We start from the raw sequence: 20,497 nt of genomic DNA on the forward strand, positions 1-20,497 counted from the left end.
AACCCCGTAGGCCGGACAAGACGAAATCGCTACTGCAATTGAGCGGCAACCAACGGCCAGCGGGTGTCAAAATCATCCGTTGGGCGGTATTTAAATTCGCTACGCACAAACCGGGACAGCATACCTTCGCAGAAAGCCAGTAACTGGCTGGCCAGCAGCGTTTCATCCACGGTGTAGCCTTCACCTTCACGCATTCTTTTTTCTCGCAGAACCTGGCGCAACTGCGCTTCAATGCGCTCAAAAAGTTGGTTAATGCGACCTTGCAGACGGTCTTGCTCGAACATCAATGCGTGTCCGGTCAGAATTCGTGTCAGGCCTGGATTACGCTCACCAAACCCTAAAATCAGCAGAACGATCAGACGCAGACGCGTGTTGGTGTCTTTTTCATCTTTCAAAATCAGATTGATACGCGTAATCAGACTATCTTCGATAAACTCAATCAGGCTATCGAACATACGGGTCTTGCTGGGGAAATGGCGATACAATGCCGCTTCGGATACGCCAACTGAGGCTGCCAGCTTTGCTGTGGTGATGCGTTGGCTACCATCGCTGGACTCAAGCATCAGTGCCAGAGACTGAAGTATTTCTTCGCGACGATTCCTTTTCGCAGTTTGCTTTTCTACCATGTTACAAAATACCCCTGAAAATAAGCTCTTGCCAGGCAGGCATCCACACAGCGACCGCAAACTGTTGTTTGCGGTGTGTTATTGCGTTATTACGCTATGGGATACTTTTCTGCGGGTTACTTGCGCCCGGAATGGCCGAAGCCACCTTCGCCACGATCGGTGGCTTCAAACTCTTCCACCAGATTAAATTCAGCCTGCACGACCGGTACAAATACCATCTGCGCGATACGTTCGCCCGGCTCAATAGTGAAGCTGTCCTGACCACGGTTCCAGACGGACACCATCAGTTGTCCCTGGTAGTCGGAATCAATCAAACCAACCAGATTGCCCAGCACGATACCGTGCTTATGGCCCAGTCCGGAGCGCGGGAGCATTACCGCTGCCAGAGAAGGATCGGCAATGTGGATAGCTAACCCGGTTGGCACCAGCGTTGTTGCGCCCGGCGCCAGCTCTACGGCGTCATCAAGACAAGCACGCAGGTCAAGTCCGGCAGAACCAGAAGTGGCGTACGTCGGGAGCGGAAATTGTTGCCCTACGCGCGGGTCCAGAATCTTAACGTCGATTTTTTTCATCATAACGGGTCACGATCTCGTCGAGTAATAATTGGCCCAGGAGTTCTTTACGCTCAAGCGGTAAGACTTTGTCTCCATCCTGCCAAAAAAGGTGTAATGCGTTGCTATCGCTGTTAAACCCTTGAGTTGACAGCGAAACGTCGTTCGCACAGATCACATCAAGGTTTTTGCGGATGCGTTTTTGCCGGGCATATTCTTCCACATTATTTGTTTCGGCGGCAAACCCAACGACAAAAGGACGGTTAACATCCAGTGCGGCAACACCGGCGATAATGTCCGGATTTTTGACCATTTTTACTGTTAATTCATCGCCCTGCGTCGCTTGTTTTTTTATTTTTTCGTGGGCGACAGTTTCAGCGCGATAATCAGCGACTGCAGCGCAGCCGATAAAAATATGCTGTTGTTGCACCGTAGACTGCACAGCGGCTTCCATTTCCAGCGCGGTCATCACATCAACCCGTTGAACAAATGGTGGTGTGGATAACGAAACCGGACCCGATACCAGTGTGACGTTTGCCCCGCGCTTTGCGGCAGCGGCCGCGATCGCAAACCCCATCTTCCCGGAACTGTGGTTGGAAATATAACGCACGGGATCAAGCGGTTCACGCGTCGGACCCGCCGTAATCATGATGTTGAGATGTTGCAGATCGTTGACAGGTGAAAAATGTTCTGCCGCCATATCCACAATCGTTAACGGATCCAGCATACGTCCAGGGCCGATATCACCACATGCCTGACTACCGCTGTCAGGACCCCAAATGAGCAAACCGCGTGAGGCAAGAATACCCAGATTGTGCTGGGTCGCGGCAGCGCGGTACATCTGCTGGTTCATGGCTGGCAGTACAGCAACAGGAGCAGGCGTTGCCAGACAAATCGTTGACACCAGGTCGTTGGCCATACCTGCGGCGACACGAGCAATCAGGTCTGCTGTAGCGGGTGCCAGGATGACCAAATCGGCCCATTTTCCCAGCTCAATGTGGCCCATCGCGGCTTCGGCTGCGGGGTCAAGCAGGCTGTCGGAAACGGGATAACCTGAAACCGCCTGTAAACTCAGGGGAGTAATAAATGCTTTTGCCGCTTCGGTCATCGCCACGCGGACGTCAGCGCCGCGTTCCCGTAAACGACGCACCAGCTCAGGGGTCTTGTACGCAGCAATACCGCCACTGACGCCAAGTACGATTTTTTTACCGGCCAGGCTCATCATGATCTTTCCTGTTGGATTTCACCAGAAGGCGGATATTTTATCACAATCCGCAATTTGTCGTGCTTTTGACCGTGCTCCACTTTGCGAGGCGCTACGAAGAAGTGAAAACAGTACGTCGATTCACCGTCGGTGTTATGCCACTATGCGGACGCGAGAGGAGGGAGAAGCATGGAAAATACAGGAAGTATGATGCCCCGGGAAAAGCTATTGGCGCAGGGGGCCAGTTCTCTGACCGATGTTGAGCTTTTGGCTCTTTTTTTACGTACCGGCCTGCAGGGTAAAGATGTGCTTACGCTGGCGAAAGAGATGCTTCAGCATTTTGAGTCGCTGTATGGCCTGCTGTCTGCTGATTACATGGATTTTAGCTATGTTCAGGGAATCGGTATCGCGAAGTACGCACAGTTGAAGGGGATTGCAGAGCTGGCAAGACGCTACTACAACGTGCGAGTGATAGAGGAGCGTGCTCTACTTAGTCCTGAAATGGCGCGTGAATTTCTGCAAAGCCAGCTTTCGCAAGAGGAACGCGAGATCTTTCTGGTGATCTTTATGGATTCTCAACATCGCGTGATTAAACACAGCAAACTTTTTTCCGGTACGCTTAGCCATGTCGAGGTGCATCCGAGAGAAATTGTCCGTGAAGCGATAAAAATGAATGCTTCTGCGGTGATCCTTGCGCATAATCACCCTTCGGGGTGTGCAGAGCCGAGTAAAGCAGATAAACTCATCACCGAGCGTGTTGTGAAATGCTGTCAGTTCATGGATATCCGGGTGCTTGATCATCTGGTCATTGGGCGCGGAGAGTACGTTTCTTTTGCGGAACGCGGTTGGATTTAACGCACTTTACGCGATCCATCGGGATCTTTGTCTGTTCGGGACTTGAGCACATCGCTGACTCAGCGTATACTACGCCACCTTTGAGAATCTCGGGTTTGGCATTTGGGCCTGGCAATCGAGAGTTCGCAAATACGCAAAATCATTCTTGTTGCGTCCAATGACGAGGCAACATTGAAAGATTAAGTGTATTGAACTGCGATAACCGGGCTGAGAAGCCTGACGAGGCGCCAATACCCCATACGAAGCTCGAGCTAATTTGATTTTTGGAGAATAGACATGTCCCGAGTCTGCCAAGTTACTGGCAAGCGTCCGGTGACCGGTAACAACCGTTCCCACGCACTGAACGCGACTAAACGCCGTTTCCTGCCTAACCTGCACTCTCACCGTTTTTGGGTTGAGAGCGAGAAGCGTTTTGTCACCCTGCGTGTATCTGCTAAAGGTATGCGTGTTATTGATAAGAAAGGCATCGAAACAGTTCTGTCTGAACTGCGTGCCCGTGGCGAAAAGTACTAAGTACTAAGAGGAAATAAATCATGGCTAAAGGTATTCGTGAGAAAATCAAGCTGGTTTCTTCTGCTGGTACTGGTCACTTCTATACCACTACGAAGAACAAACGTACTAAGCCGGAAAAACTGGAACTGAAAAAGTTCGATCCAGTTGTTCGTCAGCACGTTTTATACAAAGAAGCGAAAATCAAATAATTTTCGTTTTGATGTAAAGAAAAACCCTGCCTCGGCGGGGTTTTTTGTTTTCTGGCCGTCCCCATATTAATGAGACCTGACATACCGCCGGAGATACTATGCCTGAATTACCTGAAGTCGAAACCAGCCGCCGTGGTATTGAGCCGCATCTGGTGGGGGCAACGATTATGCACGCGACGGTGCGTAACGGTCGTTTGCGTTGGCCAGTATCTGAGGAAATCTATCGTCTGAGTGATCAACCTGTCCTCAGCGTACAGCGGCGCGCGAAATACCTGCTGCTAGAACTGGCGGATGGCTGGATAATCATTCATCTGGGGATGTCGGGTAGCTTGCGTATCCTTCCTGAAGAGCTTCCGGCAGACAAGCACGACCACGTTGACTTAGTGATGAGCAACGGCAAAGTTCTGCGTTATACCGATCCCCGCCGCTTTGGCGCCTGGCTGTGGACTAAAGAACTGGATGGACATAATGTCCTCGCTCATCTTGGCCCTGAGCCGCTGAGCGACGATTTCAACGCCAATTATCTACAGCAGAAATGTTCGAAGAAGAAAACGGCGATTAAACCCTGGCTGATGGATAACAAGCTGGTGGTGGGTGTGGGTAATATCTACGCCAGCGAGTCGCTATTTGCGGCTGGGATTCATCCTGACCGTCTTGCGTCATCGCTGTCGAAAGATGAGTGTGAATTGCTGGTACGCGTTATCAAGGCGGTGTTGCTGCGTTCTATCGAGCAGGGTGGGACGACGCTGAAGGACTTTCTGCAAAGTGACGGTAAGCCTGGCTATTTTGCCCAGGAGCTGCAGGTCTATGGGAGAGAAGGTGAACCGTGTCGTGCATGCGGCGCACCGATTGTTGCGACAAAACACGCCCAGCGTACAACGTTCTATTGCCGTCGCTGTCAGAAATAGTTTCATTGCTGGCCGGATGCTGCATCCGGCCAGGCGCATTACTTCAGTTTACTCATTAACGCCTGATGGACGTTTTCCGGCAAAAAGTGCGTCACGTCACCTTGGTGGCGGGCAACTTCTTTCACCAGTGACGATGAGATAAATGACCACTCTTTAGATGGCATCAGAAAAACGCTTTCCAGCTGTGGCATGAGGTGGCGGTTCATATGGGCCAGCTGCATTTCATACTCAAAATCGGCTACCGCGCGCAGGCCACGGATCAGAATGTTCGCCTGATTATCACGGGCAAAGTTTGCCATCAGATCGCTGAATCCCAGCACTTCCACATTGCCAAGATGCGCCGTTGCCTGTTGTGCCAGCTCAACGCGCTCTTCCAGAGTAAACATCGGCTTTTTACTGGGACTTGCGGCTATTGCCAGAATCACGTGATCAAACATGCTTGTCGCACGCGTCACGATATCGAGGTGGCCGTTAGTAATAGGATCAAAGGTTCCTGGATAAATCGCCCGTTTTTGCATGACTTGCCTCAATGCGTTTTGGGTGGCAGGTAAGGTTCCAGCAGTTGCAGAAGACGCTGTAGCGCGCCCTGATTTTGATACAGAACTTCAACTGCGTGACGGCCATAAAAATTACGATAATCTGCATCGGTCAGTAAGGAAGAGACCTCTTTCACCAGCGTAGTTGCGTCGGTGACGGTGATCAATCCGCTTGCCTGTTCGAGACGGGCGCAAATATCTTTAAAATTAAACGTATGTGGTCCCATCAACACCGGAATAGCATGCGCAGCCGCTTCCAGCGGGTTGTGTCCACCACGTTCAACCAGTGAACCGCCGACAAAAGCAAGGTCGGCAATGCCATACAGCAACATCAGCTCACCCATGGTATCGCCGATCACAACCTGAGTACCTGATGATGGAACTTCACCCGAAGAACGAGTGGTATAGCTTAGTCCAGCCTGGCGTACGAGGTTAATGGCATCCGGGAACCGTTCAGGATGTCTGGGAACCAGAATCAATAAAAGATTCGGGAACTGATTTAATAACGCCTGATGAGCGGCAATGATGATGCTTTCTTCACCGTCGTGGGTGCTGGTTGCAATCCATACCGGGCGGTGAGGCGCCCATTGACGACGTAATGTCACCGCTTTTGCGGCCAGTTGTGGTGTGACGGATATATCAAACTTCAGGCTGCCAGTAACGGTGACCTGATTGCTTCTGGCGCCAAGCGTAATAAAACGTGCGCCATCTTCTTCGTTTTGTGCGGCAATCAACGTAATTCGACGCAGTAGTCTGCCAACAAATTTACCTAATTTCGCATAACCAGCGGCTGAACGAGCAGAAAGCCGTGCGTTGGCAATGACCAAAGGAATGTGGCGCTTATGGAGTGCCGCGATCAGATTTGGCCACAGCTCGGTTTCCATAATTAACACCAGTTTGGGGTCAACTTTATTCAGAAAACGGTTCAGGGCATCCGGTAAATCGTATGGTAAATAAATGTGCTGAACGTCAGTGCCAAAAGCAGATTGTACGCGCTCGGAACCGGTTGGCGTCATGGTGGTTACCGTGATCGGCAAGTCGGGATAACGATGTCGCAGAGCGCGAACTAATGGGATTGCAGCCAGCGTTTCGCCCACAGAAACCGAATGAAGCATGATGCCGCCAGGTTTTAGCGGGCGGCGATAAAAGCCGTAGCGTTCGCCCCAGCGTTTACGGTAGGCCGGAGCCTTACGTCCGCGCACCCAAAGCCGTATCCAGATCAAAGGCTGAATAAGGTAGAAAAGGGCGGTGTAAAGCAATTCGAGCATAATGGTAGCTGACTTATGAATGTGCTGGGGATTCTATGTATTTAACTATGGCTTTACCATCATTTTTATCCAGGTTGTATCAAAACGATGGAATTGATGAGGGACCGATTTCGCTGATGGCTATTTCAAAAATACACATGGCCGCATTTATATGTCTTAACCTCTTGTGCGGTGTACGTTTTCTGATGAACTGGTTTCTTTTTTTATCTATATGTTTTTCATGGCTTATTTTGTATTTTGTTTAAAAAATATTCATTTCGGAATGCGTGATAATAAATGATATACTACTGCGCAATTTCAGGTAGCTAGCGGGCAGAAACGTTTCGAAAGCTCAGAAAGTCATCTTTGGATGCTTTAGGCAAGGATTACACGATTCTGATGCTTCAAACCTGACATGCCTGGCGACGCGATGCGGATATTAATGCATGAATATTGCTTTTTGTTTGTACAAGTATTTTCCCTATGGTGGGTTACAACGTGATTTCTTGCGGGTAGCGCAGACGGTTGCTTCTCGTGGCCATCATGTTCAGGTATTTACCCAGTCATGGCAGGGCGAGCGTCCGAAAGGGCTGGAGATTATACTCGTCCCCGTCACATCCAGAACGAATCATGGGAAAAACGAGCAATATTATCAGTGGGTTCAGAATTATTTAACTCAACATCCCGTCGATCGTGTCGTTGGTTTTAATAAAATGCCTGGGTTGGATGTGTATTACGCTGCGGACGTTTGCTATGCAGAAAAGGTCGCCCGCGAGAAAGGCTTTTTCTACAAATTGACGCGCAGGTACCGACACTATTCTGCATTTGAAAAAGCCGTATTTCAGCAGGGTGCCGGCACTACGCTTTTGATGTTAACCGATAAGCAAATTGGTGACTTCAAACATCATTACCAAACTGAGAGTCAGCGTTTTTGTATCCTGCCACCAGGAATTTATCCTGACCGAAAGTACAGCCAACAACCTGAAAACAGCCGGCAGGTTGTCAGAGAAAAAAACGGTATTGGTCTCGATCAGTACTTACTCTTACAGGTAGGTTCCGATTTCAAACGCAAAGGCGTGCCAAGAACATTACAGGCGTTGGCTTCTTTGCCTGATGTCATCCGCCACCGCACGCGATTGATGGTTGTTGGTCAGGATAAGGCCGATCGCTATCGCGCTCAGGCTCGTCAATTGGGGGTTGAAGAACAAGTGCAGTTCTTCTCGGGGCGAGACGATGTCGCAGAATTGATGTCTGCTGCTGATTTATTACTTCACCCCGCTGTACAGGAAGCTGCCGGTATTGTCTTGCTAGAAGCTGTAGTTGCCGGGCTACCGGTATTAACTACCGAAGTTTGCGGCTATGCGGGTTATATCAACGCCGCACAATGTGGGGTGGTGATTCCTGAACCTTTTGAGCAGGAAAATCTGAATACAGCACTTTTCGATGCGCTGCAAAATAATGAGCAGAGAAGTCGTTGGGCCGGGAACGCGCGGCATTTTGCTGATACAGAAGATCTCTACAGCCTGGCAGATAAAGCTGCAGATATCATTTTAGGTCCTAAGAATGATTGAATTAAAAGAACCATTTGCCACGCAGTGGCAAGGAAAAGACCCGTTTACTGAAGTCACTAAGCTGGATGGTGAGGTTTTTCGCGCTCTGGAAACACGGCGTACCCTACGTTTTGAGATGATGGGAAAGGGTTATTTTCTTAAATATCATCATGGAACCACGCTTAAAGAAGTGGTGAAGAACCTTATATCTCTGCGTATGCCTGTACTGGGTGCCGACCGTGAGTGGCTGGCGATTCACCGCTTAAAAGAACTGAATGTTGATACTATGACAGGGGTTGCATTTGGTCAAAAAGGTCTGAATCCGTTAGAGCGAACCTCGTTTATCATCACTGAGGACCTTTCTCCCGCCATCAGCCTTGAAGATTTTTGTGCCGGGTGGGGAGTTGAGCGTCCTGATTTTGTATTAAAACGGACCATTATTACCCGTGTGGCAGAAATGGTGGGTAAAATGCATCGGGGTGGAGTAAATCATCGGGATTGCTATATTTGCCATTTTTTACTCCAACAACCGATGCCAGAAAATATTGCGGATATCAAACTTTCCGTAATCGATCTGCATCGTGCACAAATTCGTCAACATGTACCGCGCCGCTGGCGAGACAAGGACTTGATCGGACTCTACTTCTCTTCACTTGAGATCGGTCTGACGTCCAGAGATATCTACCGTTTTTTACGTGTCTATTTTTCGATGCCACTTCGTGAAATCTTTCGTCAGGAAGTCAGGTTGTTTGAACAGGCTGTCACAAAAGCGCAAAAAATAAGACGAAGAACAATAAGAAAAGCGCTATAAATCACATATAAAGTTTGAGGCCATTTTATTATGAACATTGATTTCCAGAAGCTAGTTATTCAAAAACACGTCATAGACAGCTCTACGCATGAGAAGAGTAAAAAACTAAGTGTTGCGTATGGTGTCGACCGTAATTTTTTATTTGGTTCTGGCATTTCAATGACCTCAGTATTAGTGAATAACCCTGATATTGATATTCACTTTTATATAGCAACAGACTATATAGATGACGATTATCTGGAGAGTGTAAAACGCCTGACCCAAATGTATAGTACGACTGTGACGGTTCTTGTGTTCGATAACGCGGTATTTCGTGAACTACCGAGTACGAAATCATGGACTTATGCGATGTACTATCGTTATCTTGCATTTGAATATTTAAGTACGGAGCTAAGCTCTGTACTGTATCTTGATGCCGATGTTATCTGTAAAGGTTCATTGCAAGAGCTTACGGAGATTAATTTCTGTGGGGAATATGCGGCTGTCATCAATGATATCGATGATGTGCGTATTAAATCCGGCAACAGGCTCGGCATTCCTGAACTGAGTAACGGTTACTTTAACTCTGGCGTGGTATTTGCCAATCTCGAAGTGTGGCGTGAACAGCAGTTGTTGACTAAAGCATTTTCCATTTTAGACAAACGTCAAAAAGAGCTTCTTTATTTTGATCAGGATGTGCTGAACATCTTGTTTGTCGGTAATGTTATTTTCCTGAGAAGAGATTTTAACTGTATTTATGGTGTGGATCAGGAATTGAAAAATAAGAATGATAAACTATATCAGAATTTCATCACCGATAATACGGTATTAATACACTATGTCGGTGTTACTAAGCCATGGCATTCATGGGCCAAATACCCGGTAGCCAAGTTTTTTATAGATGCCTATAAAAAATCAGCATGGGCGGAAAAATCTTTATTAAATGCAAATACGGCAAAACTATATAAACGCAAGTCACGGCATGAAAGGGCACAACGTAAATATATCCGTTCGGTGCTTAGTCATGTAATGTATATAAAAAATAAACTACATAACGCACGGTCACACTAGTTAGTTGTGCATATAATTGTCAGATAGCATATTGAAAAGGTGTAGTACATGAATTTTGATTGTCATCAGTCTATCAAGGATACCATTGAGTTCTTTGGTGCTCCAAAAGAACAAAAACCACAGCTCAATATCGCCTGGGGTGTTGATCAGAACTTTATGTTTGGCGCGGCGGTTTCGATGTCGTCCGTTTTACTACATAATCAAGATATCAATATTCATTTTCATCTTTTTACTGATTATATTGACTCAGACTATCAGCAAAAATTAGAAATATTAGCAAAGCAGTATTCAACGAATATAACTGTTTATGTGATGAATGCTGAAGGATTAAAGGTTTTGCCATGCGGGAATGCGTGGTCTTATGCGACCTATTTTAGGTTTATTGCATTTGAGTATCTTAGTGAAAAAATTGATAATTTATTATATATAGATGCCGATGTGGTATGTAAAGGGTCGTTGATTGAATTAACAAAAATTCAGTTTGAGCATCATGTGGCTGCAGTTATTCAAGATATTGATGACAGTCGTTCATATGCTGCCACTCGACTTAACGTTCCGGAATTTGTTGAGCAATATTTTAATGCTGGTGTTATTTTTGCTAATTTAAAGAAGTGGAAGGAACACCAGTTTTTCGCTAAAGCATTTTCTATTCTGTTGGACAAAACCAAGAAATTTGCGTTTCTTGATCAGGATGTTTTGAATATTATGTTTTTAGGGAAAACCATTTTTCTACCTAGAATCTACGATGCAATATATGGCATTAAACAAGAGTTAAAGAGTAAAGACACTTCTCGATATAAAGAATACATCACCAATGACACTATTCTTATTCATTATGTTGGTGTAACTAAACCCTGGAATTCATGGGCTAACTATCCTTCAGCACAGTACTTTGTTGAAGCCTGGAAGGCTTCTCCGTGGGCGACAGTTCCACTGCTACCTGCCAGAACGCCAAAACAGTACAAAAAGAAGTCACGCCATGAAAGGTTACAAGGGAAGTATTTCGCCTCAGTAATCAGTTATATTGGTTATTTGCGTGAAAAATTAAAAAAATAATAAAAAACTCCCGTAAGGGAGTTTTTTATTAACGTAATTTAGTCTTAAGGTATTTCATATACCATTTGAGAGAGGCATAGTAATTTCCCTTTTGGGCTTCCTGACGTGAGTAAACACGATAATCAGTAGGCCTCATACGTGGAGCATAAGACCGTAGTTCAGTATTTCGCCATGGCGTGAAATGATGGTAGAAAAGATAAAGTTGCTGTGAAAGCCCAGTGTGTTCTTTATACCAGGGTTTCCTTCCACCGGTGAAATGGATAATACGTGGTAGAGTATCTTTTTGAAAAAAGAAGGTCTCTTTCTGTTGTTCAGTAAACCAGTTAAATAAAAAATTCCATTTGTTATCAATAAATTTAACATTGCCATTAATAGCAATATTCAGAGCATCTTGATCCGGATAAGGGAGATTTTTTGACCCGATCGAACAATATTTGGTTGGCTTTTATTTCAATATTATGTTCAGTCCATTTTTTGATATTAATATACATAAATCCGGAGTTGAAATAAAAATCTGTCGTTAAATTTAATCGTTTCGCATTTTTGTTGCTACTATTATCAAGCGAATCATGACTGACGGCACAAATAACTTCACTAATGTCAATGTTATTAATTTCATGAATGCTGTCGAAGCACAGTGTGTCTGCATCTAAATAGATAAAAGACTCTACCTTATCCCTAAGCAGTCGTGGGACCGCTAATCGCATATAGATTGAACGGTTCAGGTGTTTGATTGCAAAGTCATTGTTATACTTTTCAATCTCTTCCTTATCGATATTGATAACCTGAATTTTATCACTGGTAGAACGCAGTTTATTGATTTCTTCATCTGTAACGTCATAGACAAAGACGAAGAATGACAGATCTTGCCCCGGGTTGTTCATTATGACAGACATAATGGACACTGCTACATATTCCAGATAATTGGCATCTGTACAGTAAGCAATGTTAATAACGTTTTTTTTGCTGTCCATTTATGCTTTCTCATTACCTTTTATATTGTCACTATCATGAAGTACCTTATCGATAGCGTCAATCACAGCTTGCTCCGGTATCCATGTTAGATATTTTTTAGATCTGTCGAGTTTATCTCGAGAAGGCATTGGATGATAATCGCCAGCCCAAATCAATAAAGCTTTATCTGACCATGGCTTCCACTGTTGATAATTGGTGGCGCCAAACAGGCAGACCTGCGGTGTCTTTAGCGCCGCTGCCATATGCATAGGAGCAGAATCGACGCCAATGTACAGAACTGCATGATCGATCAATGCAGCCAACTGCAAAAAGGTGGTTTTACCTGCCAGCGTCAGATAAGGGGTGGATTGACACAGTTCAGCAATGCGCTGAACTTGCTGCTGCTCACTTAGCGCTGGCCCACAGGTAAGATAAACATGCAGACCACACCGATGAAGGTGGTCTATAACATGCGCGAATTTTTCATCGTCCCAGCATTTAAACTCTTGTCTGGCAGTGGGTTGAATAACGACATATTTTTGTGAAGGCAATTCTGGGAGTAGGGTAACTAAATGTTGATAGTCGTCAGGGCGATAACAAAGAGACATCTCTTTCTTCAGTTCTGTTTCGCTAAACCCGATACCTTTTAGAATAGATAAATTTTGTTCAACAATATGTGTTCCAATGGATGGCGTTACTCGCGTAAAAAGTCGGTTCCACTGATCTTTTTCGCGCTCAAAAGCAATTGAAGGGCAACGCAAAGACGCTATAAGAGCGCCGATCGGCCATTGTTCGGTGAGGTTAACGATCAGGTCGTAGTGATTTTTCTTCAGTTGTTTACGTACTGAAAGGTAATTTTTCACTGTTGACAGCAGGCCTTGCTTTTTCTCAATCAGATAAAAATTATTGATATCTTTATAGGCAGCTAAGATTGCTTTGGTATCTTTATAGAGCAACAGATCGATCTTAGCTTGTGGATAACGTGCCCGAATGCTGGCAATGACAGGCGTAGTTAGCAGAACATCCCCATAAAACTTGAGCTTGCAAATAAGAATCCGGTCAACTTTTTCAAACATGTTAAAATCCCTTTCGCAAGAATAAGCTTTTGCAAGCAGATATTATCTTATATCTTGTTTCAGAAATAGAACGATCGATATGGGGATATTTCATTTTCAGAATTATTTTCTTCTTAACGATTTTCGTATCGCAGCATGCAAGTGCATTCTGAATGTCATTTAGCATACTCTCGCTATAGCGATAATAGCCTTTTTTCTTGCGTAAAAGTTTACGTCCTTCGAGAAAGCAATTGATAATCATAAATGTCGCAACAGTACGCTTGGATCTATTTTCATTAATATAGTTATACATTTTTCGCATAGCAAAGAAGATGCTGTCAGCGTCACTATCAATAATGTTCTCGGTAATACTTTTATCGTTTACTCGGTAGTAATATAACTTATTCTCGATTTTTAGAATCTTTTGGCATTTAAAATACTGGAATGGGCAAAAAATCATGTCTTCGTAGCGACGATGTTCCTCGAACTTATCGCTACCAATGATATTGCGGTGAAAGATTTTTGTCATCAGATGCCATTGCCCTGCCTTGAATGTTGGTAATAGAGGGGCGTAATTGTCATCTGATAAGATTATTTCGCGCTGGGTAATGTTGTTTTCCATTTTAGGCGCGTTCTTATACAAATTATTTATATCTCGAGTTAAGTTAAATTCGATGATGTCATATTTTTCGTCTTTTAACTTAGGCAGGAGAATTGTAAAATAATTCTGGCAGACAATATCATCACTGTCTACAAAGCCAATATATTTCCCTGTCGCATGAGCAAGCCCAACATTACGGGTGATTGCAACACCCTGATTTTTTTGACTTATATATTTAACATTATGACAATCTTTTTCGCGGTAAAACGCATTTATACGCTCTTCGGTTAAATCCGTAGAGCCATCATTAACAATTATTACCTCCACATCATCAGTGATGCTCTGATGTATAGACGCCAACGTCGCTGTGATGAGTTCAGCGTTGTTGTATGTAGGTATAATAATGCTCAGTAAATAACCGGAAGCGTTAACCATGGCATCGTTCTCTTGTTGGATTCGAGCTCAGTACTGCTGCTACACATAACGCCAGCACGCTGCTCAGGGCTTCACCTTTGGCATACAATAATAAATCACTCAAGCCATAGACTGCGATAGCGCCTGAGACGACGAACAACAGAGGACTACGTTGCCAGTAAGCTATTAAAAACATGGCAGTATAGAGCAAGAGTAGCACAACAACACCAGGGATGCCTTTTAGTGAGAAGGTATCAACTATTTCGTTATGCAGGTGGACGTTAATGAACTCAAGTGCCCCTTGCAGCGAGGTGTCCTGCACCGCAAGTCGCTGAATTTCTGCTCCGCGTTGTTCGAGTGACTGTCCCCAGTGGTGCACTTTCCCGGCTTCAATACCTGCCCGTTGCATCGCCAGTCTCGCGCCGATAGAAGTATTACTATTGTTTTGATTATAAGAGTGCAGATCAACCAGGAAGTTCTGATAGCGGCTTTCAATGATTGGTTTTAAGGGGATTGCAGCAGCCCCCACCAGTATTACAAAACCCAGCAGTGCCCTTAATAGCATAGTGCGGTTGTGACGATAGTACATCAGGAATAGGCCGACACTCAGGATCGGGTATACCAAAATAGCGGCTCGAGTTTGCGTTGTGATGATGACTGCCAGCGATATCAAAAAATGTAACAGATAGAGTGCAACGGTGTGTTTTAGACGCAGATTAATAATGGCCTGAGAGGCTAATAATGCAATTAGCGTCAGAGCGTAGGCTGTGCCGGTTTGGTGTTCAAAGCCCAGCGCAACACGGTAGGTCATAATATCTGGTGCCCCGGCGACCTCGTAGCCTGCGAAAAGATACAGGCCTATTGCTGTAAGAATCGTCCAGATACTGGTGATGCGAGTTTTGTTGGCACATGGCTCTCGCGATGCCAAAGCGGTCATAACCAGTGCGGCAAAAATCATCACTTTGCCACCGTTCTGGTATGACCTATAGGCTCCGGTAAAAGCAGATCCTGGCTGTTTAAATATTTCTACCCAAATAATCTGGAGTAAACCGAAGAGCAACAACATAACAGGTAAAACCAGGTTTTGTTTGTTACTGCACACATGTTTTATATTTTTTCCTATAAGCGGTAGAGATAGCGCCGTGGAGAAAATAAATACCTTCAGCGCTTCATCTGGATTGACCAGCACCATCGCAAGCGTTGCCAGGATCCCAGCGTAAAATAAGAAGTATATAAAATCGAATGGATTATTTTTTATACTATAAATAAAGCGAGAAAACATGTGTTGGCGAAGCATGGTTCATCTCTTAAAGTTAAAGCAAATTATTATCAACTAGCGATATGTTGACTAAGTTAGCATCCAGATCCTGCAATTTTCCGGAATGGCTTTGCTGTGTGTATTGATTCTTCCCATATCCCCCAATCAGTCCGGGATCCGTTGGGCCATACAACGTAATATTAGGGCGATCCAACGCGGCGGTTAAATGGCTCAATCCTGTATCAACCGACACCACAAACTTTGCCCCCGCCAGAATGCGAGCCACATCTTCCAGACTCATTCGCGGCAGGACATCAACGTAGGGAAACCCTTCTGCCAGCCTTTTGGCGCGCTCTTCTTCATGAGGAGCACCCCAGGGCAGTTTAATACGGATGCCCGTATTATTTAACAGGCCAATCAGCTCCCGCCAGTTGGCTTCTGGCCAGTGCTTATCATCACGTGTCGTGGCGTGCAGAAATACAGCATACTGGCCTGCATCAGCCTTATGTTCATTCATAAAATGCTGCGCAATCGCGTAATCACCCTGCAACTGCGGTTTAGCATACCCCAGACTTTTGGCGAACAATTCACGGGTACGTTCTACCGCGTGCTGCTGTTTGGCTATGTGATGTTTGCGATTATAAAACAGACTCGCCAGCGGTTCGCGGGCTGTGCTCCAGTCCATACCATGCTTGATGCCACGTGCCAGACGTGTCACCAACGCCGCGCTCTTAACTAAACCCTGAGCATCGATTATCGCGTCATACTGCTGTAAACGCACCGCATCACGAAACGCTTTACGCTCGGCTTTAATCGGCGCTGAAAACCAGGCTTTACGCCAGCGACGGATCGCTACTGGAATAACCTGGTCAACGGCTGAATGCCAGGAGGGGATTTGAGCGAACCCTTCTTCCACCACCCAATCAAATTGAATACCCGGAATAGCCTGCTGCGCATCGGTTAATGCGGGCAACGTATGCAGTACATCGCCCATAGACGATGTTTTAACGATCAGAACCCGCATCCGTCAGGCTTCCTCTTGTAACAACAGGTCGTTGAGTTCTTCCAGCACGCGCTGCGGCGTGATGTCAATCAGGCTCTGGTGATAGCCTTCTGCCGCATCGCCCTTACGCACTTTGTGATACCCCGTAATCAGGCGAATGACACGTGCCTTGTGGGAAAGCGGGGGCGTAAAATCCGGGCTGCTTGGACCATACAATGCGACCAGTGGACGGTTCAGTGCCGCGGCCACGTGCATTAATCCAGAATCGTTGGTGACGACCGCTTTGCAGGCGGCGAGCAGAATGACGGCCTGTTCCAGCTGTGTTTCGCCCGCCAGATTACGGCACCAGGCTTGCTGTTCAGTGCTCAGCGTTGCCAGGATCTCATTGCCAGCTTCATGGTCTTTTGCTGAGCCAAACAGCACAATCTGATGGCCTTCATCGATCAACTGCTTCGCCAACTCTGCGTAGTGGTAATGTGGCCAGCGTTTTGCTGGACCAAATTCCGCACCTGGGCAAAAACCGATGATGGGGCGTTCGGCTGAAAGGGAGAACTGGCTACAGGTTAGCGATTTTTCACCCTCGCTGACCTGCAATTGTGGCCATAGCAGAGGCTGCGGCAAATCTTTGGCCGTCAGCATCACGCCTTTATCATAAGCCAGAGCCACATAGCGCTCGACCATCAGTGGCCATGCGTCTTTATCCAGTACGCGCGCATCGTTTAGCAGGCCGTAGCGCATCTCGCCACGCCAACCGGTACGATGGGGAATACCCGCAAAGAACGGCACCAGAGCGGATTTAAACGAGTTAGGCAGCACATAAGCGCGGTCATAGCGCTTCTCACGCAGGCTGTGGCCGAGTTTACGGCGCTCGCCGATCTCCAGCGCGCCGTGCCCCAACGGCATGGCGATAGCTTCGTTGACTTCTGGCATGCGCGACAATAACGGACGGCACCAGGCAGGTGCCATCACGTCGATTATCGCCTGGGGATAGCGCGCCTTGAGCGTGCGATAGAGACTTTGCGACATCATCATGTCGCCCACCCAAGACGGGCCAACCACCAAAATCTTCATTCACTTCATCCTTCAAGCTGTCTCTGCGTTGGCTGCCTGCGTTCACTCCGGTCACTTACTCTTGTAAGCTCCCGGAGGTTCACTTAGTTGCCGCCTTGATACCGCTCGAATGATTTTGTGAATTTGTAGCGTTGTCGCTGTTCAGCCAGGCCATATATTCCGTGACGCCTTCGGCGACGGTTTTAAACGGCTTGTCATAGCCCGCTGCGCGCAGGTTCGTCAGATCTGCCTGGGTAAATGCCTGGTAGCGGCCTTTCAGTTTTTCCGGGAATGGAATGTACTCAATGCTGCCTTTTTTGTGGTACGCCAGCGTAGCATCGGCAACGGCCTGGAAAGATTCCGCACGACCTGTACCGAGGTTAAAGATGCCGGAAACCCCGTTTTCCAGGAACCACAGGTTTACCGCAGCCACGTCGCCTACGTAAACGAAATCACGTTTGAAGTTTTCACTGCCTTCAAACAGTTTTGGCGTTTCGCCATTGTTAAGCTGGGTGTTGAGGTGGAAAGCAACGCTTGCCATGCTGCCTTTGTGGCCTTCACGCGGTCCGTAGACGTTGAAATAGCGGAAGCCAACAATCTGTGAATTGGCTTCTGGCAGGATCTGACGCACGTACTCGTCGAACAGGAATTTTGAGTAGCCGTAGACGTTCAGCGGTTTCTCATATTCACGGGATTCGATGAAATCAGAAGTGCGACCGCCGTAGGTGGCGGCAGAGGACGCGTACAGGAACGGGATTTCACGCTCCAGGCAGTAGTGCAGTAGCTCTTTGGAGTATTGATAGTTGTTGTCCATCATATACTTGCCGTCCCACTCGGTGGTGGAAGAGCATGCGCCTTCGTGGAAAATCGCTTCGATATCGCCGAAATCTTCCCCGGCCATAATCTGGATCAGGAAGTCTTCCTTGTCCATGTAGTCAGCAATATTCAGATCCACCAGGTTAACAAACTTGGTGCCGTCTTTCAGGTTGTCCACCACCAGGATGTCGGTGATGCCTTTATCATTCAGGGACTTAACGATGTTGCTGCCGATAAAGCCCGCGCCGCCGGTAACGATGATCATAAATGTAACCTTCGAATTATGGAGTCAGAGACAATCTCAGACACGAATACTTCTATCATATCACTACATGGCTTAGGCTTCAGCCATTCACCGATAAGCCGTGCGGGTACACGTGATTTATGCTTCATTTTGAAGAAGTGATGATGCGTCATCTCGTATCAACGTATAGCTTTGGGTAATATGTGCTGAAATTTGCCCAGTCTGGAGAATTGAAATGCGTGGGGATTTTTACAAACAGTTAACGAACGATCTCGAAACCGCACGTGCGGAAGGATTGTTTAAAGAAGAACGCATTATTACATCTGCCCAGCAGGCGGATATTACCGTGGCGGATGGAAGCCACGTTATTAACTTTTGTGCGAACAACTATCTGGGACTGGCTAACCATCCGGAACTGATTGCTGCGGCAAAAGCGGGTATGGATTCTCACGGATTTGGTATGGCTTCGGTTCGCTTTATTTGCGGTACCCAGGACAGCCATAAGCAACTGGAGCAAAAACTGGCGGCATTCCTCGGTATGGAAGATGCCATCCTTTACTCTTCCTGCTTCGACGCCAACGGCGGCCTGTTTGAAACGCTGCTGGGCGCAGAAGACGCAATTATTTCCGATGCCCTGAACCACGCTTCTATCATTGATGGCGTGCGTCTGTGTAAAGCAAAACGTTTCCGTTACGCCAACAACGATATGGTGGAACTGGAAGCTCGCCTGAAAGAAGCGCGTGAAGCGGGCGCTCGTCATATCCTGATCGCCACTGATGGCGTGTTCTCTATGGATGGGGTAATCGCTAACCTGAAAGGCGTTTGCGATTTGGCGGATAAATACGACGCTCTGGTCATGGTTGATGATTCCCATGCCGTCGGTTTTGTCGGCGAAAATGGTCGTGGCTCCCATGAATACTGTGACGTGATGGGTCGCGTGGACATCATCACCGGTACGCTGGGTAAAGCACTCGGCGGCGCATCCGGTGGTTACACCGCAGCGCGCAAAGAAGTTGTTGAGTGGCTGCGTCAGCGTTCCCGTCCTTATTTGTTCTCCAACTCACTGGCACCGGCGATTGTTGCGGCTTCCATTAAAGTGCTGGAAATGGTTGAAGCTGGCAGCGACCTGCGCGATCGCCTGTGGGCGAATGCACGTCAGTTCCGCGAGCAAATGTCTGCCGCAGGCTTTACGTTAGCCGGTGCGGATCACGCGATCATCCCGGTTATGCTGGGTGATGCAGTAGTGGCGCAGGCATTCGCCCGCGAGCTGCAAAAAGAGGGGATTTACGTTACCGGATTCTTCTATCCGGTGGTTCCAAAAGGCCAGGCGCGTATCCGTACCCAGATGTCTGCGGCGCATACCCCTGAGCAGATTACGCGTGCTGTTGAGGCGTTCACACGCATTGGTAAACAACTGGGCGTTATTGCCTGAGGATGTGAAATGAAAGCGTTATCCAAACTGAAAGCGGAAGAGGGCATTTGGATGACCGACGTTCCTGAACCGGAAGTCGGTCATAACGATTTGCTGATTAAAATCCGTAAAACAGCCATCTGCGGGACTGACGTTCACATTTATAACTGGGATGAATGGTCGCAAAAAACCATCCCGGTACCGATGGTCGTTGGGCATGAATATGTCGGCGAAGTTGTTGGCATCGGTCAGGAAGTTAAAGGCTTTAAAATCGGCGATCGCGTTTCAGGCGAAGGTCATATCACCTGCGGGCATTGCCGTAACTGCCGTGGTGGACGTACTCACCTGTGCCGCAATACGACCGGTGTCGGTGTAAACCGCCCTGGCTGCTTTGCGGAGTACCTGGTGATCCCGGCATTTAACGCATTTAAAATCCCGGACAATATCTCCGACGACCTGGCGTCTATCTTCGATCCGTTCGGTAATGCAGTGCACACGGCGCTGTCGTTCGATCTGGTTGGGGAAGATGTGCTGGTTTCCGGTGCGGGTCCAATCGGTATTATGGCGGCAGCGGTCGCGAAGCACGTTGGCGCACG

General features: G+C 47.1%; 23 protein-coding genes. 10 read left to right on the plus strand and 13 right to left on the minus strand.

Going from position 1 to position 20,497, the window contains the following annotated elements; genetic code table 11:
• Positions 1-29: 29 nt before the first annotated feature.
• The 3 genes from slmA to coaBC all read right to left on the minus strand — a co-directional run bounded on the left by slmA (position 30) and on the right by coaBC (position 2,399).
• On the minus strand, positions 30-626 hold the full coding sequence (slmA, locus tag FDW94_RS11695) for a nucleoid occlusion factor SlmA (RefSeq protein WP_137377629.1): 597 nt from the start codon (positions 624-626) through the stop codon (positions 30-32).
• Between the two features lie 116 nt (positions 627-742).
• A complete protein-coding gene (dut, locus tag FDW94_RS11700) occupies positions 743-1,201 on the minus strand; it encodes a dUTP diphosphatase (RefSeq protein WP_003827259.1) in 459 nt (152 codons plus the stop codon).
• Positions 1,179-2,399 (minus strand): bifunctional phosphopantothenoylcysteine decarboxylase/phosphopantothenate--cysteine ligase CoaBC, encoded by a 1,221-nt coding sequence (coaBC, locus tag FDW94_RS11705; protein ID WP_108912454.1) that lies wholly within the window; start codon positions 2,397-2,399, stop codon positions 1,179-1,181. Before coaBC ends, dut begins: the two co-directional genes overlap by 23 nt.
• A gap of 171 nt (positions 2,400-2,570) precedes the next feature.
• Between coaBC and radC the strand changes: the two genes are divergently transcribed.
• The 4 genes from radC (at position 2,571) to mutM (ending at position 4,845) form a co-directional block, all read left to right on the plus strand.
• The gene (radC, locus tag FDW94_RS11710; RefSeq protein ID WP_020996053.1) at positions 2,571-3,236 is read left to right on the plus strand and encodes a DNA repair protein RadC; all 666 of its coding nucleotides are present in this window, start codon (positions 2,571-2,573) and stop codon (positions 3,234-3,236) included.
• Positions 3,237-3,512: 276 nt separating this feature from the next.
• Positions 3,513-3,749 carry a 50S ribosomal protein L28 gene (rpmB, locus tag FDW94_RS11715; protein ID WP_003024071.1) on the plus strand — a complete coding sequence of 79 codons (237 nt, stop codon included), beginning with the start codon at positions 3,513-3,515 and terminating at the stop codon, positions 3,747-3,749.
• Positions 3,750-3,769: 20 nt separating this feature from the next.
• Positions 3,770-3,937: a 50S ribosomal protein L33 gene (gene rpmG, locus FDW94_RS11720; protein ID WP_003024094.1), complete on the plus strand. Its 168-nt coding sequence runs from the start codon at positions 3,770-3,772 to the stop codon at positions 3,935-3,937.
• Between the two features lie 98 nt (positions 3,938-4,035).
• Positions 4,036-4,845 carry a bifunctional DNA-formamidopyrimidine glycosylase/DNA-(apurinic or apyrimidinic site) lyase gene (mutM, locus tag FDW94_RS11725; protein ID WP_048237016.1) on the plus strand — a complete coding sequence of 270 codons (810 nt, stop codon included), beginning with the start codon at positions 4,036-4,038 and terminating at the stop codon, positions 4,843-4,845.
• A gap of 38 nt (positions 4,846-4,883) precedes the next feature.
• Here the strand turns inward: mutM and coaD are convergent, their stop codons facing one another.
• Both coaD and waaA read right to left on the minus strand, forming a co-directional pair.
• Positions 4,884-5,363, minus strand: coding sequence for a pantetheine-phosphate adenylyltransferase (gene coaD, locus FDW94_RS11730; protein ID WP_003024099.1), 480 nt, complete (start codon positions 5,361-5,363; stop codon positions 4,884-4,886).
• Positions 5,364-5,371: 8 nt separating this feature from the next.
• Positions 5,372-6,649, minus strand: coding sequence for a lipid IV(A) 3-deoxy-D-manno-octulosonic acid transferase (waaA, locus tag FDW94_RS11735; RefSeq protein ID WP_048237015.1), 1,278 nt, complete (start codon positions 6,647-6,649; stop codon positions 5,372-5,374).
• Between the two features lie 425 nt (positions 6,650-7,074).
• On the opposite strand from waaA, the gene FDW94_RS11740 reads away from it, so the two are divergent.
• The 4 genes from FDW94_RS11740 to FDW94_RS11755 are packed head-to-tail and all read left to right on the plus strand — an operon-like array spanning position 7,075 to position 11,095.
• Positions 7,075-8,199 carry a glycosyltransferase family 4 protein gene (locus tag FDW94_RS11740; protein ID WP_137377630.1) on the plus strand — a complete coding sequence of 375 codons (1,125 nt, stop codon included), beginning with the start codon at positions 7,075-7,077 and terminating at the stop codon, positions 8,197-8,199.
• Positions 8,192-8,989, plus strand: coding sequence for a lipopolysaccharide core heptose(I) kinase RfaP (rfaP, locus tag FDW94_RS11745; RefSeq protein ID WP_048215298.1), 798 nt, complete (start codon positions 8,192-8,194; stop codon positions 8,987-8,989). The genes FDW94_RS11740 and rfaP overlap by 8 nt, the downstream gene beginning before the upstream one ends.
• 30 nt (positions 8,990-9,019) lie before the next feature.
• The gene (locus tag FDW94_RS11750) at positions 9,020-10,039 is read left to right on the plus strand and encodes a glycosyltransferase (protein ID WP_137377631.1); all 1,020 of its coding nucleotides are present in this window, start codon (positions 9,020-9,022) and stop codon (positions 10,037-10,039) included.
• Between the two features lie 48 nt (positions 10,040-10,087).
• Positions 10,088-11,095: a glycosyltransferase gene (locus FDW94_RS11755; protein WP_079934347.1), complete on the plus strand. Its 1,008-nt coding sequence runs from the start codon at positions 10,088-10,090 to the stop codon at positions 11,093-11,095.
• Between the two features lie 28 nt (positions 11,096-11,123).
• Here the strand turns inward: FDW94_RS11755 and FDW94_RS24185 are convergent, their stop codons facing one another.
• The 8 genes from FDW94_RS24185 to rfaD all read right to left on the minus strand — a co-directional run bounded on the left by FDW94_RS24185 (position 11,124) and on the right by rfaD (position 18,511).
• A complete protein-coding gene (locus tag FDW94_RS24185; protein WP_349290465.1) occupies positions 11,124-11,519 on the minus strand; it encodes a glycosyltransferase in 396 nt (131 codons plus the stop codon).
• The gene (locus tag FDW94_RS24190) at positions 11,464-12,069 is read right to left on the minus strand and encodes a glycosyltransferase (RefSeq protein ID WP_283205071.1); all 606 of its coding nucleotides are present in this window, start codon (positions 12,067-12,069) and stop codon (positions 11,464-11,466) included. Before FDW94_RS24190 ends, FDW94_RS24185 begins: the two co-directional genes overlap by 56 nt.
• Entirely contained in the window at positions 12,070-13,125 is a 1,056-nt protein-coding gene (gene rfaQ / locus FDW94_RS11765; RefSeq protein ID WP_137377632.1) for a lipopolysaccharide core heptosyltransferase RfaQ, read from the minus strand.
• Position 13,126: 1 nt separating this feature from the next.
• On the minus strand, positions 13,127-14,140 hold the full coding sequence (locus FDW94_RS11770) for a glycosyltransferase family 2 protein (RefSeq protein ID WP_137377633.1): 1,014 nt from the start codon (positions 14,138-14,140) through the stop codon (positions 13,127-13,129).
• On the minus strand, positions 14,133-15,416 hold the full coding sequence (locus tag FDW94_RS11775) for an O-antigen ligase family protein (RefSeq protein WP_170974239.1): 1,284 nt from the start codon (positions 15,414-15,416) through the stop codon (positions 14,133-14,135). The genes FDW94_RS11770 and FDW94_RS11775 overlap by 8 nt, the downstream gene beginning before the upstream one ends.
• 16 nt (positions 15,417-15,432) lie before the next feature.
• Positions 15,433-16,401, minus strand: a complete 969-nt coding sequence (gene rfaC, locus FDW94_RS11780; RefSeq protein WP_137377634.1) for a lipopolysaccharide heptosyltransferase RfaC — start codon at positions 16,399-16,401, stop codon at positions 15,433-15,435.
• A gap of 3 nt (positions 16,402-16,404) precedes the next feature.
• Positions 16,405-17,451: an ADP-heptose--LPS heptosyltransferase RfaF gene (gene rfaF, locus FDW94_RS11785; protein ID WP_071446339.1), complete on the minus strand. Its 1,047-nt coding sequence runs from the start codon at positions 17,449-17,451 to the stop codon at positions 16,405-16,407.
• Positions 17,452-17,530: 79 nt separating this feature from the next.
• Positions 17,531-18,511 carry an ADP-glyceromanno-heptose 6-epimerase gene (gene rfaD, locus FDW94_RS11790; protein WP_137377635.1) on the minus strand — a complete coding sequence of 327 codons (981 nt, stop codon included), beginning with the start codon at positions 18,509-18,511 and terminating at the stop codon, positions 17,531-17,533.
• A gap of 214 nt (positions 18,512-18,725) precedes the next feature.
• On the opposite strand from rfaD, the gene kbl reads away from it, so the two are divergent.
• Positions 18,726-19,922 carry a glycine C-acetyltransferase gene (gene kbl, locus FDW94_RS11795; RefSeq protein ID WP_003827313.1) on the plus strand — a complete coding sequence of 399 codons (1,197 nt, stop codon included), beginning with the start codon at positions 18,726-18,728 and terminating at the stop codon, positions 19,920-19,922.
• A gap of 9 nt (positions 19,923-19,931) precedes the next feature.
• Positions 19,932-20,497 (plus strand): alcohol dehydrogenase catalytic domain-containing protein (locus tag FDW94_RS11800; RefSeq protein ID WP_170974240.1); only part of this gene is annotated, 566 nt, incomplete at its 3' end.

This window comes from Citrobacter sp. wls757 (assembly GCF_005280935.1).
GTDB classification, from domain to species: Bacteria; Pseudomonadota; Gammaproteobacteria; order Enterobacterales; family Enterobacteriaceae; genus Citrobacter; species Citrobacter portucalensis.

What these genes read in the sequence shown, in the direction of transcription:
- slmA (WP_137377629.1), bottom strand. Translation starts at nt 626, where the DNA reads ATGGTAGAAAAGCAAACTGCGAAAAGGAATCGTCGCGAAGAAATACTT.
- dut (WP_003827259.1), bottom strand. Translation starts at nt 1,201, where the DNA reads ATGATGAAAAAAATCGACGTTAAGATTCTGGACCCGCGCGTAGGGCAA.
- coaBC (WP_108912454.1), bottom strand. Translation starts at nt 2,399, where the DNA reads ATGAGCCTGGCCGGTAAAAAAATCGTACTTGGCGTCAGTGGCGGTATT.
- radC (WP_020996053.1), top strand. Translation starts at nt 2,571, where the DNA reads ATGGAAAATACAGGAAGTATGATGCCCCGGGAAAAGCTATTGGCGCAG.
- rpmB (WP_003024071.1), top strand. Translation starts at nt 3,513, where the DNA reads ATGTCCCGAGTCTGCCAAGTTACTGGCAAGCGTCCGGTGACCGGTAAC.
- rpmG (WP_003024094.1), top strand. Translation starts at nt 3,770, where the DNA reads ATGGCTAAAGGTATTCGTGAGAAAATCAAGCTGGTTTCTTCTGCTGGT.
- mutM (WP_048237016.1), top strand. Translation starts at nt 4,036, where the DNA reads ATGCCTGAATTACCTGAAGTCGAAACCAGCCGCCGTGGTATTGAGCCG.
- coaD (WP_003024099.1), bottom strand. Translation starts at nt 5,363, where the DNA reads ATGCAAAAACGGGCGATTTATCCAGGAACCTTTGATCCTATTACTAAC.
- waaA (WP_048237015.1), bottom strand. Translation starts at nt 6,649, where the DNA reads ATGCTCGAATTGCTTTACACCGCCCTTTTCTACCTTATTCAGCCTTTG.
- FDW94_RS11740 (WP_137377630.1), top strand. Translation starts at nt 7,075, where the DNA reads ATGAATATTGCTTTTTGTTTGTACAAGTATTTTCCCTATGGTGGGTTA.
- rfaP (WP_048215298.1), top strand. Translation starts at nt 8,192, where the DNA reads ATGATTGAATTAAAAGAACCATTTGCCACGCAGTGGCAAGGAAAAGAC.
- FDW94_RS11750 (WP_137377631.1), top strand. Translation starts at nt 9,020, where the DNA reads ATGAACATTGATTTCCAGAAGCTAGTTATTCAAAAACACGTCATAGAC.
- FDW94_RS11755 (WP_079934347.1), top strand. Translation starts at nt 10,088, where the DNA reads ATGAATTTTGATTGTCATCAGTCTATCAAGGATACCATTGAGTTCTTT.
- FDW94_RS24190 (WP_283205071.1), bottom strand. Translation starts at nt 12,069, where the DNA reads ATGGACAGCAAAAAAAACGTTATTAACATTGCTTACTGTACAGATGCC.
- rfaQ (WP_137377632.1), bottom strand. Translation starts at nt 13,125, where the DNA reads ATGTTTGAAAAAGTTGACCGGATTCTTATTTGCAAGCTCAAGTTTTAT.
- FDW94_RS11770 (WP_137377633.1), bottom strand. Translation starts at nt 14,140, where the DNA reads ATGGTTAACGCTTCCGGTTATTTACTGAGCATTATTATACCTACATAC.
- FDW94_RS11775 (WP_170974239.1), bottom strand. Translation starts at nt 15,416, where the DNA reads ATGCTTCGCCAACACATGTTTTCTCGCTTTATTTATAGTATAAAAAAT.
- rfaC (WP_137377634.1), bottom strand. Translation starts at nt 16,401, where the DNA reads ATGCGGGTTCTGATCGTTAAAACATCGTCTATGGGCGATGTACTGCAT.
- rfaF (WP_071446339.1), bottom strand. Translation starts at nt 17,451, where the DNA reads ATGAAGATTTTGGTGGTTGGCCCGTCTTGGGTGGGCGACATGATGATG.
- rfaD (WP_137377635.1), bottom strand. Translation starts at nt 18,511, where the DNA reads ATGATCATCGTTACCGGCGGCGCGGGCTTTATCGGCAGCAACATCGTT.
- kbl (WP_003827313.1), top strand. Translation starts at nt 18,726, where the DNA reads ATGCGTGGGGATTTTTACAAACAGTTAACGAACGATCTCGAAACCGCA.